This window comes from Streptosporangium sp. NPDC002524, assembly GCF_040295985.1.
Lineage (GTDB): Bacteria > Actinomycetota > Actinomycetes > Streptosporangiales > Streptosporangiaceae > Streptosporangium.
The window spans coordinates 181,264-197,150 of the sequence record NZ_JBEOWK010000005.1 but is presented as its reverse complement, the minus strand read 5'-3'; the positions used below and the strand labels follow the sequence as shown (position 1 = coordinate 197,150).

18 protein-coding genes and 1 tRNA gene are annotated in these 15,887 nt (G+C 66.3%); 8 read left to right on the top strand and 11 right to left on the bottom strand.

Annotated elements, in window-relative coordinates; translation table 11 throughout:
• Positions 1 to 41: 41 nt before the first annotated feature.
• From ABT053_RS10240 to ABT053_RS10225, 4 genes are all read left to right on the top strand, one after another.
• The gene (locus ABT053_RS10240) at positions 42 to 326 is read left to right on the top strand and encodes a GNAT family N-acetyltransferase (protein ID WP_350968596.1); all 285 of its coding nucleotides are present in this window, start codon (positions 42 to 44) and stop codon (positions 324 to 326) included.
• Positions 327 to 880: 554 nt separating this feature from the next.
• Complete coding sequence (locus ABT053_RS10235) at positions 881 to 1,000, top strand: DLW-39 family protein (RefSeq protein WP_211264163.1); 120 nt, start codon at positions 881 to 883, stop codon at positions 998 to 1,000.
• Between the two features lie 29 nt (positions 1,001 to 1,029).
• On the top strand, positions 1,030 to 1,767 hold the full coding sequence (locus ABT053_RS10230) for an HAD family hydrolase (RefSeq protein ID WP_350968595.1): 738 nt from the start codon (positions 1,030 to 1,032) through the stop codon (positions 1,765 to 1,767).
• A 167-nt stretch (positions 1,768 to 1,934) separates the two neighbouring features.
• A tRNA-Ala gene (locus ABT053_RS10225) sits at positions 1,935 to 2,007 on the top strand.
• Here ABT053_RS10225 and ABT053_RS10220 read toward each other — a convergent pair.
• Positions 1,998 to 2,594, bottom strand: a complete 597-nt coding sequence (locus tag ABT053_RS10220; protein WP_350968594.1) for a tyrosine-type recombinase/integrase — start codon at positions 2,592 to 2,594, stop codon at positions 1,998 to 2,000. The two genes, ABT053_RS10225 and ABT053_RS10220, sit on opposite strands and share 10 nt — an antisense overlap.
• A gap of 17 nt (positions 2,595 to 2,611) precedes the next feature.
• Here ABT053_RS10220 and ABT053_RS10215 point away from each other — a divergent pair, with 17 nt between their 5' ends.
• Entirely contained in the window at positions 2,612 to 2,989 is a 378-nt protein-coding gene (locus ABT053_RS10215; RefSeq protein ID WP_350968592.1) for a GntR family transcriptional regulator, read from the top strand.
• A 99-nt stretch (positions 2,990 to 3,088) separates the two neighbouring features.
• On the opposite strand, the gene ABT053_RS10210 is transcribed toward ABT053_RS10215, so the two are convergent.
• The 4 genes from ABT053_RS10210 to ABT053_RS10195 all read right to left on the bottom strand — a co-directional run bounded on the left by ABT053_RS10210 (position 3,089) and on the right by ABT053_RS10195 (position 5,163).
• Positions 3,089 to 3,664, bottom strand: a complete 576-nt coding sequence (locus ABT053_RS10210) for a DUF5313 family protein (protein ID WP_350968591.1) — start codon at positions 3,662 to 3,664, stop codon at positions 3,089 to 3,091.
• Positions 3,664 to 3,990 (bottom strand): PadR family transcriptional regulator, encoded by a 327-nt coding sequence (locus ABT053_RS10205; protein WP_350968590.1) that lies wholly within the window; start codon positions 3,988 to 3,990, stop codon positions 3,664 to 3,666. Before ABT053_RS10205 ends, ABT053_RS10210 begins: the two co-directional genes overlap by 1 nt.
• A gap of 538 nt (positions 3,991 to 4,528) precedes the next feature.
• The gene (locus tag ABT053_RS10200; RefSeq protein WP_350968589.1) at positions 4,529 to 4,789 is read right to left on the bottom strand and encodes a hypothetical protein; all 261 of its coding nucleotides are present in this window, start codon (positions 4,787 to 4,789) and stop codon (positions 4,529 to 4,531) included.
• A complete protein-coding gene (locus ABT053_RS10195; RefSeq protein ID WP_350968588.1) occupies positions 4,786 to 5,163 on the bottom strand; it encodes a hypothetical protein in 378 nt (125 codons plus the stop codon). Before ABT053_RS10195 ends, ABT053_RS10200 begins: the two co-directional genes overlap by 4 nt.
• A gap of 166 nt (positions 5,164 to 5,329) precedes the next feature.
• Here ABT053_RS10195 and ABT053_RS10190 point away from each other — a divergent pair, with 166 nt between their 5' ends.
• Positions 5,330 to 6,562 carry an NsdA family TPR-like regulatory protein gene (locus ABT053_RS10190; protein WP_350968587.1) on the top strand — a complete coding sequence of 411 codons (1,233 nt, stop codon included), beginning with the start codon at positions 5,330 to 5,332 and terminating at the stop codon, positions 6,560 to 6,562.
• 406 nt (positions 6,563 to 6,968) lie between these two features.
• Here the strand turns inward: ABT053_RS10190 and ABT053_RS10185 are convergent, their stop codons facing one another.
• From ABT053_RS10185 to ABT053_RS10175, 3 genes are all read right to left on the bottom strand, one after another.
• Entirely contained in the window at positions 6,969 to 7,208 is a 240-nt protein-coding gene (locus tag ABT053_RS10185) for a hypothetical protein (protein WP_350968586.1), read from the bottom strand.
• Positions 7,209 to 7,419: 211 nt separating this feature from the next.
• Positions 7,420 to 7,716 (bottom strand): hypothetical protein, encoded by a 297-nt coding sequence (locus ABT053_RS10180; protein ID WP_350968585.1) that lies wholly within the window; start codon positions 7,714 to 7,716, stop codon positions 7,420 to 7,422.
• 615 nt (positions 7,717 to 8,331) lie between these two features.
• Positions 8,332 to 8,793, bottom strand: coding sequence for a DUF6210 family protein (locus ABT053_RS10175; protein WP_350968584.1), 462 nt, complete (start codon positions 8,791 to 8,793; stop codon positions 8,332 to 8,334).
• 429 nt (positions 8,794 to 9,222) lie between these two features.
• On the opposite strand from ABT053_RS10175, the gene ABT053_RS10170 reads away from it, so the two are divergent.
• Both ABT053_RS10170 and ABT053_RS10165 read left to right on the top strand, forming a co-directional pair.
• Complete coding sequence (locus ABT053_RS10170; RefSeq protein ID WP_350968583.1) at positions 9,223 to 9,555, top strand: DUF6247 family protein; 333 nt, start codon at positions 9,223 to 9,225, stop codon at positions 9,553 to 9,555.
• Complete coding sequence (locus ABT053_RS10165; RefSeq protein ID WP_350968582.1) at positions 9,556 to 9,792, top strand: hypothetical protein; 237 nt, start codon at positions 9,556 to 9,558, stop codon at positions 9,790 to 9,792.
• A gap of 1,296 nt (positions 9,793 to 11,088) precedes the next feature.
• Here the strand turns inward: ABT053_RS10165 and ABT053_RS10160 are convergent.
• The 3 genes from ABT053_RS10160 to ABT053_RS10150 all read right to left on the bottom strand — a co-directional run bounded on the left by ABT053_RS10160 (position 11,089) and on the right by ABT053_RS10150 (position 15,886).
• Positions 11,089 to 13,440, bottom strand: a complete 2,352-nt coding sequence (locus ABT053_RS10160) for a hypothetical protein (RefSeq protein WP_350968581.1) — start codon at positions 13,438 to 13,440, stop codon at positions 11,089 to 11,091.
• 209 nt (positions 13,441 to 13,649) lie between these two features.
• The gene (locus tag ABT053_RS10155) at positions 13,650 to 15,011 is read right to left on the bottom strand and encodes a GH1 family beta-glucosidase (RefSeq protein ID WP_350968580.1); all 1,362 of its coding nucleotides are present in this window, start codon (positions 15,009 to 15,011) and stop codon (positions 13,650 to 13,652) included.
• Complete coding sequence (locus ABT053_RS10150) at positions 15,008 to 15,886, bottom strand: carbohydrate ABC transporter permease (RefSeq protein WP_350968579.1); 879 nt, start codon at positions 15,884 to 15,886, stop codon at positions 15,008 to 15,010. The genes ABT053_RS10155 and ABT053_RS10150 overlap by 4 nt, the downstream gene beginning before the upstream one ends.
• Position 15,887: the final 1 nt, after the last annotated feature.

Sequence of the window (15,887 nt, the reverse complement as noted above, 5' to 3'; positions counted from 1 at the left end):
CGCCGCACGACCGTACGGCGGCATGGTGAAGGAGGACCTCCATGCAGGCGGACGTGAAGCTCTCCCCCGGCGGGGATTCCTTCGTGGCGGAGGTGGACGGCAGACAGGCGGGGAAGCTGGATCTCATCCGGCGTGACGGGGTCATCGTCTACCCCCACACCAAGGTCCAGCCGGAGTACGAGGGACAGGGGGTGGGGTCCGCGCTCGTCCGCACCGCACTGGACGCGGCCCGCGCGGAGAACGCGAAGGTCGTCCCTCTCTGCTGGTTCGTACGGGAGTGGATCGACCGTCACCCCGACTACGCCGATCTCGTCGAGAGCGCCTGACCTTTCCTGGTCCCTCCAAGCCCAGAAGCCTCGCCGGCCACGCCGAGCCCGAAGGTCTCCGTGGCCTCGCCGGGCTCGAAGGACTCCCCGGCTTCGCCCGTCCGGGCTCGTCCGAGGGAATACCTGACTTCGCCCGGTCCGAAGGCCTGTCCGGCTTCGCCGGGCCCGAGGTTCCATACCGAGCGGGTTTGTGTCATTCGCGCTCCGCGTAATCGGGCCGGAGCCGACGAACACCCTGGTCGTGGCCATGATGGGCACCACCGTTCCCGGCCGGGCGGGGACCGGGACCTCCCGTGGGGTGAAGCGGAAGCGTCACGGGGGTTATCGTGAGAACCAGGACGGTTTCGCGACAAGACTCACGGCGGATTGTGATCGTCGGAACGCGTGCCGTACGGCAAGATACTGAAAATCACCCGGTTGGTGTGGATCGGCCCTGGTGGCTTGTCGTGCAGACCGGATCATGGCCCGGTCCCTTGCTAGGCTGCAGGGAACCGTTCGAACCGGGCGTTGTCTCACCCCGGCAGGTGAGACTTCTCAAGAAGTGGGGTCACACCGTGAAGAAGTTGCTCGTTCTGGCGCTCGTCGCCCTCGGGGGGCTGCTGGTCTGGCGCAAGGTGCAGGCCGACCGCGCCGAGCTCGACCTGTGGACCGAGGCCACCGGCAGCGAGAACTGACAGACGCGGCTACCGATTCGGGTGCTTTCATGGTCCTTGCCCAAGATGGAATAACACCCATCAGGCTTGTCTGCCTGGATCTGGCAGGCACCACGATCGGCGATGTCGCCATGGTCGAGCGGGCGTTCGCCGAGGCGATCGCCACGCAGGGCATCGTGCCCGGGACCGGTGCGTACGCTCGCGCCATGGTGCACGTGCACCGGTCCCGGGGATGTCCCACGATCGATGTCTTCCGGGGCATCTTCCCGGACAACGAGGCCCAGGCCCAGGCGGCCAATCTCACCTTCGAGCGCTCCTACGAGGGCGCCATCGCACGCGCGGGCCTGACCCCCCTGCCCGGGATCGTCGAGGCACTCGACAAGCTCCGCGGCGCCGACATCAAGGTCTGCCTCATCACCGGTTTCAGCCGCGCCACGCTCGGCCGCGTCCTGAGCGCCCTGGACTGGTCCGACAAGGTCGATCTCGCCCTGTGCCCCGAGGACGCCGGACGTGGCCGCCCCCTGCCCAACCTGGTCCTCACGGCGGTCATGCGCCTCGGCGTCGAAGACGTCCGCCAGGTCGCGATCGCCGGTGACTCCGAGAACGACATGCTCTGCGGCCGCCGCGCGGGCGCCTCGGTGGTCGCCGGCATCCTGACCGGCGTCCACAGCAAGGAGCGTCTCCTCAACGGCGGAGCCACCCACCTCCTCGACTCCGTCGTGGACCTCCCCGAACTCCTCCTCGGCGTCACGCCGGTCGCACCCCCCGTCGCCGCCGCCGTCCACTGAAGCCCACCCCGTCCTCGGTGCCGCGCCGGTCGCCCCTTACCGCCGTCTCCCGAAGCCCGCCCCGCCACGCGGATCCAAGTGGCGTAGGAGCGGTTCCTGTTGCTACCGTGTACGACTGAAGCAGGCCGTGCGCGGGGGTGTCTCCCCAGGCCACCGGCTTGAATCTCGGGGCCTTAGCTCAGTTGGCAGAGCGCCTGCTTTGCAAGCAGGATGTCAGGAGTTCGAATCTCCTAGGCTCCACCTGCGGGAATGCTCAGTCTGTGATCATGAAAACCGGGCTTGAGTGAATAACCGGGTGACCAAGCCCCCCGAACGCCTCCGAAGAGATCATCCATCGCCGCCGCACCCTCCTGCATGACGGGCCGGATCTGGAGCCGGTAGACCGTCTCGGTGACCACGGTGTTGGCGTGGCCGACCAGGCGAGAGATGTGCTCGATGGGGACGCCGGAGTCCGAGAGCAGCGAGACGAAGCTGTGCCGCATCTCCCGAGGCGTCCACTCCGTGTCGACCAGCTCCGCCTCCTTGAGGATTTTCCGGAAGTCCCGCCGGACGTTGCCCGCGCTCAGCGCCGTCCCGTTCTTCGTGCAGAACACCAGCCTGCCCGTTCCGCCGCGATCGGTGGTTCCGTCGCTGAGCCCCTCGTGTTCCCAGAGATCACGCAGCGCCTCCACACAACGCTGTGGCAGCTTGAGGGTCCGGCGAGACTTGACGGTCTTGGTGTCGCCGCTCTGCCGGACCGACCGCCACACGTAGACGGCGTACTCGGTGTGCTCCCACCCCGCCTCCGTGACGGGAACCCAGGCCCTGCGCTCGTCGACGAACGCCACCACGTGAGTCCAGGACAGTGCGCGCGGCCTACACCAACGCCGACATGCTCCCCGACTGGGACACTCCCAAGCGCTTCGACCAGTACCGCAAGCGACCAGGCTTCTTCTACCAATCGCTCATCCGCGAGCATGGCCCGATCCGCTGGATGACCTTGACCACCTCCCGCATCGCCTACGAAGACGAACGCGCCCGCCTGGGCATGGACTACGCCGAAGCGATCCTCATCATCCGCCGCACAATGGCCCACACCAATGGCCACCCCATCGAGGTCACCGAGGTCAAAGCCCCCGCCAACCGCTACGAGATCGGATACAGCGCCGAACTCGCCGACGACACCAGCGCGGTATTCCCCCCGAAGAACTCGCCGACAACGGCATCGCCCTTGTTGATTTGAAAACGTGTGCTCGCTTGGCGTTTCTGCCGCTTAGTGCAGGAAAGTGAAAACTCAGTGCGAAGGGAGACGTCGAACGTTATGCTAACCTAATTTTTCACTCTATATACAATCCGGTTTAGGCTCATGTGCCCTGCCATCAGGGCGGACTTCCAGTGGAATTGGAACGTAGGAGGTGCCGTCAGGGTGAAACTCGTGCCTAGCTAGCCATTTACGTTTGAGTTGGCCCTTGGTCGGCAGTAAAAAAAGATAGGCAATTATATATCCTATCAGTAAGCCTAAGAAAGTCAGATAGGTCACGTTCGACATAAGCAATTGGACCGACATGAACCCCAAGCTCATCCAGAACATGGTGGAGGTTACATGCCGCTCAAAGAAGAACCGTCCTTGGATGTCATCTCTGGCCCACCAGCGATATTTCCAGGGCACCTGGACGCCAACCCACCGGTAGAGAAGCCAGTGCCCTATCGGCGGGCGCTCGCGCAGGCGCAGCATGAGCCCGCCGCGGAGCACGTCCAGGCCGTCACGCAAGGTCGGGCTACTCTGTCCCGGCCCGGCCAAGTCCATCAGGGTGCTCAGGAGTTCGGAGCCGCGAAACTCCCGAAAACGGGGCGGGTAAGCCACACGCATCAGTAACCGGCAGCGGCGCTCGTAGGCGGAGGCGGCGTCGGAGGTCATCACATCCCCATCCCGGGCTGGAGGCGCAGGCGGCGCTGAGCGGTGGCGGCCAAGCGCGTCAGGCGGGCGGTCTCCTCGGCCAGCACCTGACGGCCGTGGCCGGTGAGGTCGTAGTAGCGGCGATGACGGCCGGACACGACCTCCTCCCCGACCACGATCACCAGTCCGTCGCCCGCCAGTCGATCCAGGGCGCCGTAGAGGGTGCCCGCGCCGAGGCGTACCCGCTCCTCGGACAGCTCCCGCACTGCTTTGATCACTCCGTAACCGTGGAGCGGCCCTTGGGACAGGGCCAGCAGGATCAGGTAGCTCTGCTCGCGTAGCGCCATGCTTGATATATATCGTCATTCGTACTATTGGTTCAAGAGCAACTTCTACCTATGGCTCAGAGTTTCTTTACTGGTTCAAGGCACCAGCGCTTCGCGCCGCCGCACGGCGGGACACACCCCGCCGCCCCGGCACGGCCAGCGGGCCGGGCGTGCGGCCCTGGTGGCCGGTCCCGGCCCGCGCCAGCCGGGACGGCGCGGCGTAAGCCCGCCGCCCACCGCACCGAGCACCCGCCGCACCGAACGCACCCACCGCCCCGAGTACGCGCTGCCGCCTGCCGCTCCGACGGCCGGCCCAACCGCTTCGCGGCCCCTTCGGGGTGCCTTCGGCATTGCGCCGGCCGTCTCCACTTGGTGCTCATCAGGAACGTCTCATAGGGATGATCAAGGGCTCTGTCGCCCTGCTTCCGGTGCTCGCGCCTGGCGGCACTGCGCTCCGGGTCAGGTTGCCACCGGATGACACGACTACCTGCTCACGGCCATTGCCAGCCGGGTACGGCAACGCGACCACGGGAGGTCTGTCGCCGCATCCAACGGGTGATCATTTGATGTGGCCGGTTTGCGGCGTGCGTTTTCCGTGACTTCCCGGAGTGCGGTGGTGACCCTGGAGGCGGGCCAGCGCGGCATCGACCAGGCGGCCGAGGTTGCCCAGTTCATACAGCATCCGGTGGCGCTCAGCGTCCTCCCACGCTCTGATGGCCGACCCGATGTCGCCCGACGTACCGGCCGTGACGATGACCTCCTGGCCGTTGGTTCTCTTGGTGGCCGCATCGCCCAAGATGACCCAGCCGTGCACGGTCACGTCCCCCGAGCAGCGACGATCAGGGCGACCACCTGTTCGGGATGCTCGCTTCGCACCGCCTGGAGGTCGGAGCTGTCGCGCAGGGAGACGAGGTAGCTGCCCGAGCGCGGCCCCATGGTTACCGTGGCCATGCGCCAGCCTTGCGGACCTTTCACGGTCAACTCAGGCGGGTGCCGCTCCATCCACGACCGAAGCGGAGGCTGGTCAGGCCAGGGAGCCGCACTGTTGGCGAACAGGCCGAGACTGATCGTGTGGTGACAGTGGGCACGGATTCCCCGCTCGGTGAGAAGCCGCTGAACCACCGCCAGCGCCTTGTCATGGCTCTCCACCGTCGCCTCGTCAACGGCAGGCGGGACGGCTCTACAGTTGTCCATGGGCCGCACCTCCAGTGTGCGATCAAGGAACCCGTACGGCGTTACCGCGCCTGCGGGTCCCGTTTTTCCTGGTGCTCCCATGACATCGCCGGGTATCCCGCGCCAACAGTGCGAGTAGGGGAGACTGAGGGAGACAGGAGGACCCCAGTCCCCCGAGGTGCGTACGATGAACAACGTTCCGGCCTGGGCGCTGCGGTTGCGCGCCGCGAGGCGTGGCGAGTTGTGGACGCAGCGAGACATGGCCAGGCAACTCGCCGAGGCCGCCGATCCGCACACTCGTGCCCGCCTGCCCGAGCGGGATTCCCTGATCCGCATGATCAAGGATTGGGAGGCGGGCAAGCACCAGCCCAAGGACCCGTACCGGTTGCTCTACTGCCGGGTGTTCGGTACGGAAGAGGCTGAGCTGTTCAGCGAGGAGCCGGAGAGCACGACGCCGGGCGCCCCCCACTTCGCCGAGGAGATTGAGGCGCTGGAGCTGGCCCGTCGTGTCGCCGCCAGTGACGTGGGCACCGAAACGCTCGACCGGCTGGAGCTGGCCGTCGACGACCTCGCGATGGCCTATCAGGCGACACCACCGGCCGAGCTGCTGGAACGGGTACGTCGGCACCTGTCGTACGTCTCGCACCTGGTCGACGCCAAGAAGACGTTCGCCGAGCACCGACGTCTTCTCACGGCCGGTGGCTGGTTGTCGCTGCTGGCCTCCACCTGCCACATCGACCTTCGCCAGTTCGAGGCCGCCGGAACGTGGCTTCGGACGACCGCCCAGCTGGCCAAGCACGCCGAGCATCCCGAGATCGCCGCATGGTGTCTGGAAACCGAGGCGTGGCAGGCGGTCACCACCGGCGACTACCGCCGCGCCTTGACCTTAACCCAAGGGGCACAGACGATCGCACCGCGCACCAGTTCGGCCTACATCCAGGCGACCGCGCAAGAGGGCCGGATCTGGGCACGACTTGGGTCCGGTCCGGAGACGCGTGATGCGCTGAATCGCGTCGCCCGGCTGGTCTCGCCGCTGTCGGTGCCCGAGCATCCCGAGCACCACTACCGCTACGACCCTTCCAAGAGCGAGGCGTACGTGGCGACCACGTTGTCATGGCTGGGAGACCCGGCCGCCGAACCGTACGCCCGGCAGGTGCTCGCCCGCCTGGAGTCGGCCGCGGACGGGTTGGTTCGTCCGCGCCGGGCGGCCTCCGCGCGCCTTGACCTTGCTCTGGCGCTTCTCGCCACTGACCAGCCCGACGAGGCGGGTCAGCTCGCCCTCACGACTATGACGAGCGGCGTGCTGGTGCCGTCCAACTACTGGAGAGCACGCGAGGTGATCGGCGCCATCGAGACGCGCCGCATGCCGGAGGCCGCAGAGCTACGCGAGGCGTATCGAGAGCTGAGCGGCCCCGAGTGAGGGCCGAGGAAGGCGCGCTCTACCGGCTCTGACTGGCGAGCTACTGAGTGACCAACTGGGTGACAACGACCACGGACGAGGCCGGACGACGGTGGACCGCCGTGGACCGTAAGCCCAGGTGGGAGCGGGTATAGCCCATGGTCCCGCCCCTACCCGGGTTGCTTTGCAAGCAGGATGTCAGGAGTTCGAATCTCCTAGGCTCCACTCCCTCTCGGACAGACAGAAGCCCAGGTCAGGCGTGTTGCCGCAACCTGGGCTTCGATCTTTATGCAGCCTTCCTCCACTGAGGAACGGCGGCGTACGCCCCCGTCACCCGCTCGTGGCTGAAAAGCTCGGGTGATCCCGACCTGGGCCTTGATTGTTTTCGGGTTCATCCCGATCTCGCATGCCCGGGATCCAGCGACGGTTACCTGAAGGGGTTTCGCCCCGTGGCGGTCAGGTAGAGCGGAAAGAAAACAGCCCACAAGAGCAGGGCTCCCAGGAACCACGCTTGAGGAGTGTCAATTTTGAAAGACCCGAACGAGAAAACGGCGGGGTTGCCCTGCTTCAGCCGCTCCTTGGCATCTGCATAAATCCAGGTGTCGATCCCCAACGCCAAGAGCAGGACGAGGAGCGGCGCCAGCACGGTTGGGAGTAGTCCTGTCATGCGCCCTGCTTCCGATCGGCAAGGTCGGGTGGTTTCAAGGGCATTCTTACACATTTCGGACCTCTGGCTCCCGTCACCATCGATCCTGCCTATGAGGAGAGTGGTCTGCCCCGAGAGCGGCGGTTCGGCGTCCCTCACTGCGATACGTACCGCAACAGAGCCATCCAGCCACCCACATCCAGGACCCGGCATCCCATGGTCGAGATCAAGGTCAAAAGCGTGAAATGGTAAGCGTCCAACGCTTACCCACAGCGGCCAGCAGCGTCACGCCACCCGCCGCGATCAGTACGATCGCCGGAATCCTCACCAGGTTCCGCATGTCCTCGCAGGAGTTCATCTGCCTCAACTCTCCAGCGTACGAGAGGGAGTCCGTTTCGTCCTCGGACAGCGAGATTCCTTTGAACGCCGAGCCGCATTGCCCCCCTTGCTCGGTGACGGGAAGTATGCCGGTGAGAAGCCCCGAACCGATCAGCAGGAAAGCAACGAACGCGACCGCCTTCGCAGACATGCACAGTCCTCACTACGCTAGGTCCGATCCATGAAAAGATCATCCCATGTCGTTGTAAGGCCAGTGAGTGTTGGTCACCTTCAGTGGGTCGAGCACGTACCGCGTACGTGCCGGTCGCCCCGGCCCGCACCGGGGAACCACGGAGAGCCGGAAAGCCGCACCGGTTCTGAGGGGCAGGACGGCCGCCGGGCCATTGGGGGCGGTCGGCAGGGGGCGGTCACGGTCACTCGCGGGCAGCCCTCCGCCCAGCTCACGGCCCGTGCGGCCCGAGATTGGACCGATTTGCGAGCAGGATGTCAGGAGTTCGAATCTCCTAGGCTCCACCACCCGCATGGACACGAAGAAGCCCAGGTCAGGCATGATTACCGTAACCTGGGCTTTGATCTTCATTCGACGGCCTTTTCCATGCCCGTTGCGTGCCGGATCCCTCCGTCAGTGCCCCACGGGCGAGGCCGTCGAGCTTCCGAGCCGCCTCCCGCTGCCGCTCGTCGGTCAAGGGCGGCACTCCGCGCCGTCACCCGGCCCCGAGCCAGGTCCCACGCCGCGCGTGCGGCCTGGAAACCGTTCTCGCACGCTCGCGCTCGGGCCGTGTGAGGTCGAAGAACCGCACAGCCATCAATCAGAGTTGCTCCATGTCAGGATCCCCGGCCCATCGGCTGTGATCACTGGAATCCAGGCCTCGTCCAGGACGGCCATCCGGCTCTCATCCACCCTCAGCGCGCAGTCAAACGGCCCCGGCCAGGAGTGGTCATCGCGGTCGTACGTCAGCCCTTGCATCCCGATGTCCTCAACGGCTCTGCGCACGCGGTTCAAGCTTCCAGGAGGCCAGGAAAAGCCACGAACATTCGTCCCATGCCCACCTAACTCGTTCTCGAAGATGTCGCGAAGTTCGGGGAGTACATCCGGGCCGGGCAGGATTGGCATGAGAAAGCCCTCTGCGTGGCCAGGCAGGCAGGAGTAGCCGCCGTACTGGTTCCGATAGACCACGCCAGTAGGAGCCTCGATCACCAGCTGGAGCTGGTCCTCAGGGCCACCAAGATCGGAGGTGTCCATGTATATGTATCGCTTTTTCGGCATCAGGCCAGTGTGCCAACCAGGGGTACTCCGACTCTGAGTGATCTCCACGCTGACCTGAGGGTCGTAGAGGGCTGAGATGGAAGCCTGATCATCCCGTCCGCCGTCGACCCAAGACAAGCTGAGCGGGCCAAGATTATGAGGGAAAGGCCGTTCGTCCACTGGGACGCTCCATTTTGGCTCGGTTCACATGCGTGAGTTCAGCACGTCGGTGAATATCCGTTCGACGTTTCGGGTGGCATGCTGGTAGATCAAGCGGCCCGGTTGTTGTCGTGCTCCATCTGCGCCTTGAAGCCAGGCTCGCTCCCGACTGTACGGTCAGGTACCACACCGTGGCGCACCGCCTCATTTTCGCGTGCTCACGTGGCTGGATCTCCGAGCCATCCCGTCGGAAGTCTGTAGGCTCTATGAGCAGGGAGAGGAGATTCCAGCATGACCGCACAGCCGCAGGACTTCGTGCCCCCTGGCTCGCCGATGCCCGAGAAGAGCCTGCGGGCCATCCGTGCTGCCCTGGTCGTGCCGCAGGACCGCGAAGCGTTCGACGCGGGGCTCAAGGCAGTGCTCGATGAGGTTCGAGTGAGCTTGGACCTCGGTGCACTGAACGCCTTCGTCCACCGCTGGTGGATCTCCGCCTGTGATTCGGTACGGGATCCAGAAGGGCGCCGTCGAATGCATGCCAGAGCCGAGCAGGTCCTGGCCGGTGAACCGGTCTCCCCGGGAAGGTCGTGGCGTGAGGTTCTCGGCGCTCGTGGGGTCGACCTGTAGGTGTACCAGATCACACTCGACCCTCTCGTCGAAGAACAGATCGCGGCAATCCCCGCGGAGGCGCTACGTCCGCTCGCCGAACTGCTCACCCTGCTGGAAGTCGCGCCGTGGAGCGGTCAGCCGTACAACCCGGCCAACCCCAAGGCCAACATGCTTACTCACGCGTTCGGCGAGCGGGGCCTCGCGACGTACGTAGTCCTGGACGAGCAACGTGAGGTGTATGTCATCCCGTGTTGAGTGGCCGTGATGCCCGTTCAATGCGACGGCGGTACGGCGGCGTTCGATGGGCACCAACGGCTTCGGTATCCGAGGCCTGCCGAAGGCCGGATCCCTGGGTGACCAACTGGGTGGCAACGACCACGGACGAGGCTGGACGACGGTGGGTCACTGTGGACCGTAAGCCCAGGTGGGAGCGGGTATAGCCCATGGTCCCGCCCCCGCCTGGGTTGCTTTGCGAGCAGGATGTCAGGGGTTCGAATCTCCTAGGCTCCACTCCTCTTCGGACGGACAAAAGCCCAGGTCAGGAATGGTTGCCCCAACCTGGGCTTTGATCTTCATTCGGCCTTCTTCCGCTCCTGTGCCCGTTGCGTGCCCGGTCCCTTCGCCGGTGCTCCATGGGCGAGGCCGTCAAGGCGGCGGCACGGCGCGCCGCCGATCGCCCGCCGGCCGGGCGTGCGGTGTGGGCGCCGGTCCCGAACGGCGGCGGGAGTCGGCCCGCCCGCCGCACCGGTCGCGCCACGCTCGACCATCGTCCGCCGCAGTGGGGCCGCATCGCCGCCCAGGGGCGAGCGCTTCGACTGGCCGGCCCGACACTTCTCCGGATCGAGCCGTCTGTGACCGTTGGCATCCGATGACCGAGGAGCGGCTACTGGCCGACGTACCCGCGAAGACGACCTTGACCTTCCGTGCCCGAGGTGTTGCCCCTCCGGGGTGGGACGAGGGAGATGGAAAGATGCGGCGTACGTACGCATGCTCTTCCCAATTGTTGGCCTCACACGTCAATGGGACGCTCTGCCCATGAGTGAACAGGAAGATCCTGTCGCACTTCAGGGAAAGGCGACTGACGGCACCCAACCAGTGGACGGGTGAGGGAACGGAGTTCTTGCCCTGAGTGCAGCGGTTCCCGTCCTCGGCTTCATCATCGGAAAAGAGCTCACCACCAACGCCCTCCTTGGAGCGCTCATCTTCGCGACCGTCGGAATCGGGCCACGCATCGAGGCAGCGATCAAGAGTCGTGGGTGACGTGCCACTCGTGTGCCAGTGCGGCCGGGGAACAAGGGGAACTTACGGGAACTTACGGGGACTTACGGGGACTCACGAACGGGGAAGGCCGCCTCTTGCCTGTTCGGTGCGCAGGTGCTCGGCCATCGCCCGGCCGACGATCCCGCGGGAGAGGACGCAAGATCTCCTTTTCCTCGCGCAGCGGTTTGACCTCGCGACGCAGCCGGGCCGGCTCGTCCTTCTCGGCGCTGGTCAGCCCGTCGGCGCGGCGGCCGTCCTGCGAGCGTCAGTTCGTTGATCACGGGGCACGGCTCACGAGCGGCTGTCGGGCTCGTCGTCGAACGAATTGGCCAGCCGGGCCGGATCGCAGTCCGCGAGGTAGTCCCGCATGAGCAGGTGCTTGAACCGGTATTCTCCGTTGACCTCGACCAACAGGCCGTTATCGGCGGCGAAGTCGAGGAACCGTCTACGGCGAATCGGTAACTCGGCCGTGGCCGCCAAAACGGCCGACTCCAGCAGGAGCGCGAATGTGCCGGTAACACGTCGTACCAGCATGATCGCGAGCGCGAATGCGAACAGGAGCCCCAGGGAGGCTCCGATCGCTGGACCCAGCATCGGTCCGGGAATGTGAGCACCGCGGGCGACGGCCAAACCAATGCCTGACAGGCCAATTAGGGTCATGCCGACGAGGGCAGAAAGAGCAGATGGGTGACCACGATCGGAGTAGGGGACCGGGGTGACCGTGCCCGCGATGTTCAACAGCAGACCGAGCGCCACGCCGCAGGTGGCGCCCAAGGAGAACCCCTCAATCATTGGCCCGCTTCCGCCTGTGACGATGAGCGCGACAGCTGCCAGCACCGCACCGAAAACAGCCAATCCCCATCCAAAAGCCAGTTCACGCTCCGTCCCCATTGCCAGGACGATCGCTGAGGCGGCCACGATCAGCGTGCCGGTGGTCCAGTGAGACATGCCGTGCAGTGCTTTCGCCAACGGATCGGCGAGGAGCGTCGCCACGGTTCCGAGTGCGAGCCCGACGAGAAAAGCCGGTAGCGCGTACGGGATTCCACGCAGGCGCGTCCTGACGGGATCGGGGGCATCGTATTTGAGGGTGTCGACGACAAGCGTTCCCGCGACCGCCCAGCACAGCGCCACGAGAATTCCGCTGACCACGCCGAACCTCGTCGTCGCGGTTTGCACGAGGACGCCGTAGACGCCCGCGCATGAGGCGGGCAGGACTCGTTGCCGAAGGATCCACGTGGCAGCGGGGGGTGTGGGACGTGGCGACCAGACGCCGCCGGGGCGGACGGGCACCACCACGCCGGTGTCGGGGCCGCGCTGAATCCCGTACCCTCCTCTTTTGTGTCCGAAGTAGTAGCCTTGTGCGGTTGTCGCCAGAAACTTCAGAACGGACAGCGACCATTCAGCGGGATACGACAACCGCACGATATCTCGCCGCACCAGCATCTGCCGCACATAGGCGTCGTAGAGCCAGCGTTCCAAATAGGCACGGGGATTGGCGTCGATTTGATCTAAATAGTGCCCCTGGCCGCGCCTTGCGATCGGCGATTTTTCCGGGACATGGGCGTCGGAGTACGTGGTCAGCAGGAGATTCAGCATCAGCGGCGAGTCCAGCAGTTCCAGGGTCTCTGATTCCGAATAAAGCCACTCCTCAAGGTTTGACGACTCGGTACCACTTGCCCGGACGCGGCTTAGAATCTGCTCCCGGGTCAACGGCCGCAGCCGGATGGCGCCAAAGAGTCCAAGCGTCGACCGGTCCTGCCTGGCCAGACGCTCATACCCTCCGATGCGGCTGCTGACCGCAAGGGAAGGAACAGCGGATCGATGCAGTTCGTTGATGGCGGCAACGCAGTATTCCCGCTTCTCCGCCGGCACTTCGTCCAAGCCGTCCAGCAGCAGCGTTATCCGGCCATTGACGATCCACTCGATCCCGACTCGGACGGGGATGGAGTATCGCTGCAGCAGTTCCTCAGAGAGCCAAACCATGAACTCGAACGACTTCGGCCAGTTGTCGCGGTCCTCGAAAGCACGGGCGCGGCGTCTCCCGCGCGTGGGACGAGCCGACCACCCGGCCAGATTGACCACCATCGGTATTGGAGAATCAGGCATCGCCTTGGCCCGCGCGAGCAACTCCGTGGCCAGGCTCAGCAGGAGGGTCGTCTTTCCGGCACCCGGTGCTCCGAGCACGAGCAGCGACTGCTGCATGGAATCGAACAAGGGTAAAATGCCGGGATTGTGGTCGCCGGGCCGTTGGGACTCGGCTACCGGGGGGACGATGATGTCGGACCCCCGGACCGCGTCAGACTCCTCGTCCAGGCCCAACTCGATCATCGGACATCCACCGAGACTCTGTTCGAGTCTTTGTCGCACGTCGCGCTCGACCTGGGCCAGCGCGTTCGCCCGATTGTTCGGGGGATCGATGAAACGCAGATGCCTCTTGAGCCGATCCCACGTGCCCAACGCGGCGGTCACAAGCCACAGCACTATGATCGCCGGCCAGATCAAATGGCCGTACGGGGTGAGGAAGGACGGTGCCGTCCCTCCGGTCGCGACGTTGATCGCGATAGGAAGTAAGACCAGCGTGGACACCGTCCCAGCCGCCGAGGCCAGCGTCAACCGGAACGGTCTGCCCAGACCAGTACGCATTGGCGGCCCCTACCGTGGAATTTGAGGCGTCACCACACTGACGCAGAACGCGGCCGCTGCCAACCAGTTTCCCGATTGGCCGAACATCTCACGCTGTCCGCGCGCGCCATGAGCCGCGGCTGCGGCATGTGGCTCGTACGGCGCACCGGGTGAGACCACGGGACGCGGTCCCATGGGCCGGTGCCCGTGTCAACGAGGTGCCAGGATCCTCACCCCTGTATCCCGATGAACTCGCGCAGCCAGTGGAAGCTCGCCTTCTCGGTGCGGGCCTGGGTCTCGTAGTCGACGTGGACGAGCCCGAACCGGGCGGCGTACCCGCGGGCCCACTCGAAGTTGTCCAGCAGCGACCAGCAGAAGTAGCCGCGTACGTCCACGCCGTCGGTCATCGCGGCGCGGACGGCGGCCAGGTGGTCGCGCAGGAAGCCGACGCGGCCGGTGTCGTCGAGGGTCCCGTCGTCGCCGTAGCCGTTCTCGGTGATGAGGATCGGCGGCAGCGCGGGGTAGCGCCGGGTCAGGCCGAGGAGGGTCTGGTGGAGCCCCTGCGGTTCCATCGGCCAGCCCAGCCCGCTGGTCGCCGCGCCGTCCGGGGTGACGCTGCGCACGCCGAGGTCGAAGGCGGAGCGCAGCGCGGGGTCCGCCTGCTCGTACGGGGCCGCGGCGGCGTGGATGCGGTAGTAGTAGTTGACGCCCAGGAAGTCCAGCGGAGCGCCGATGACCTCCAGGTCGCCCTCGCGGCGGAAGGAGAAGTCGCTGATGGCGCCGAAGGTCTCCACCGTGTCGGACGCGTAGGCGCCGAGCAGCAGCGGGTCGGTGAACTGCCGGTTGACCAGCAGGTCCATCTTGCGTGCCGCGTCGGCGTCGGCCGCCGAGCCGGTCGCGGGCACCGTGGGCGACATGTTGAGCGTGATGCCGACCTGCTGCCCCGCCCGAGCCCGCGCCCGCAGCCTGGCCGTCGCGAGGCCGTGGCCCAGCAGCAGGTGGTGGGCTGCGGCGAGCGCGCCGTGACCCTCGCGCGCGCCGGGCGCGTGGCGGCCCTCGGCGTAGCCGACGATGGACGAGCAGTACGGCTCGTTCAGCGTGATCCAGTGTGACACCGTGTCGCCCAGCGCCTCGTGCGCGACCTCGGCGTAGTCGGCGAAGCGCTCGGCGGTGTCGCGGTCGCGCCAGCCGCCGCGGTCCTCCAGCGCCTGGGGCAGGTCCCAGTGGTAGAGGGTGACGTACGGCTCGATGCCGCGCCCGCGCAAGGTGTCGGCGAGCCGCCGGTAGAAGTCGAGGCCGCGCCGGTTCACCCGGCCGTCGCCCTCGGGGACGATCCTGGGCCAGGCCAGCGAGAAGCGGTACGCGCCGGTGCCGAGCCGGTCCATCAGCTCCACGTCCTCCCGCCAGCGGTGGTAGTGGTCGCAGGCGTGCTCGCCGCTCTCGCCCCTGGCCACCGCGCCGGGGACGCGGCAGAACGTGTCCCAGATCGAGGGCCCGCGCCCGTCGGCGTCCACGGCGCCCTCGATCTGGTACGCGGCGGTGGCCGTCCCCCACACGAACCCGGCGGGAAAGGCGGTACGTTCCTGGGTCATCCCTTGATCGCTCCTGACATGATTCCCCCAATGATCTGACGGCCCAGCGCGGCGAAGACCGCCACGATCGGCACGATCGCGAGCACGGTGCCGGTGAGCACGAGCGCGTAGTCGGTGGTGTAGCCGCTGGCCAGGCTGGAGAGCGCGACCTGGACGGTCGGGTTCTCCGGCGTGAGGACGACCAGCGGCCAGAAGAAGTCGTTCCAGGCCTGCATGAAGGTGAACAGGCCGAGCACGGCGGCGGCCGGCCGGGCGGCGGGCAGCACGACGTGCCAGAACAGCCGCAACGTGCTGCACCCGTCGATGCGACCGGCCTCCAGCAGCTCGTCGGGGATGGCGCTGGAGAGGTACTGGGTCATGAGGAACACGCCGAACGCGGTGACCAGGCCGGGCACGATCACCGCTTCGAGCCTGCCGGTCCAGCCGAGCTCGGCCATGAGGATGTACAGCGGGATGATGCCGAGCTGCTGCGGCACGGTGGTGGTGGCGATGGCCATGACGAGCAGCACGTTGCGCCCGCGGAAGCGCAGCTTGGCGAAGGCGAAGCCGGCCAGCGTGGAGAACAGCACGACCGAGACGGTGACCGAGCCGGACACGAGGAAGGAGTTGAGCATCGCCTGGCCGAACGCGGTGGTGTCGAAGACCCGGGCGATGTTCTCGAACAGGTGGCCGCCGGGGGTGAGGACCGGCGGGACGCTGGCGATGGCGTCGTTGTCGTGGGAGGCCACGATCAGCGACCAGTAGATGGGGAACAGCGAGCCGAGCAGCACGGCGACGAGCGCGGCGTAGGTCCAGAACCCCGCCCCCAGGGGATTCAGGCCGCGCCGGACGGCCCGGGGGTTCAGGCCGCGCCGGACGGCGGTGAGGGTTGCCATG

Bases quoted from the DNA above. Each gene is read 5' to 3' on its own strand.
- ABT053_RS10170 (WP_350968583.1), top strand. From the start codon at position 9,223: ATGACCGCACAGCCGCAGGACTTCGTGCCCCCTGGCTCGCCGATGCCC.
- ABT053_RS10240 (WP_350968596.1), top strand. From the start codon at position 42: ATGCAGGCGGACGTGAAGCTCTCCCCCGGCGGGGATTCCTTCGTGGCG.
- ABT053_RS10230 (WP_350968595.1), top strand. From the start codon at position 1,030: ATGGTCCTTGCCCAAGATGGAATAACACCCATCAGGCTTGTCTGCCTG.
- ABT053_RS10160 (WP_350968581.1), bottom strand. From the start codon at position 13,440: ATGCGTACTGGTCTGGGCAGACCGTTCCGGTTGACGCTGGCCTCGGCG.
- ABT053_RS10205 (WP_350968590.1), bottom strand. From the start codon at position 3,990: ATGGCGCTACGCGAGCAGAGCTACCTGATCCTGCTGGCCCTGTCCCAA.
- ABT053_RS10155 (WP_350968580.1), bottom strand. From the start codon at position 15,011: ATGACCCAGGAACGTACCGCCTTTCCCGCCGGGTTCGTGTGGGGGACG.
- ABT053_RS10195 (WP_350968588.1), bottom strand. From the start codon at position 5,163: ATGGACAACTGTAGAGCCGTCCCGCCTGCCGTTGACGAGGCGACGGTG.
- ABT053_RS10190 (WP_350968587.1), top strand. From the start codon at position 5,330: ATGAACAACGTTCCGGCCTGGGCGCTGCGGTTGCGCGCCGCGAGGCGT.
- ABT053_RS10210 (WP_350968591.1), bottom strand. From the start codon at position 3,664: ATGACCTCCGACGCCGCCTCCGCCTACGAGCGCCGCTGCCGGTTACTG.
- ABT053_RS10150 (WP_350968579.1), bottom strand. From the start codon at position 15,886: ATGGCAACCCTCACCGCCGTCCGGCGCGGCCTGAACCCCCGGGCCGTC.
- ABT053_RS10180 (WP_350968585.1), bottom strand. From the start codon at position 7,716: ATGTCTGCGAAGGCGGTCGCGTTCGTTGCTTTCCTGCTGATCGGTTCG.
- ABT053_RS10185 (WP_350968586.1), bottom strand. From the start codon at position 7,208: ATGACAGGACTACTCCCAACCGTGCTGGCGCCGCTCCTCGTCCTGCTC.
- ABT053_RS10175 (WP_350968584.1), bottom strand. From the start codon at position 8,793: ATGCCGAAAAAGCGATACATATACATGGACACCTCCGATCTTGGTGGC.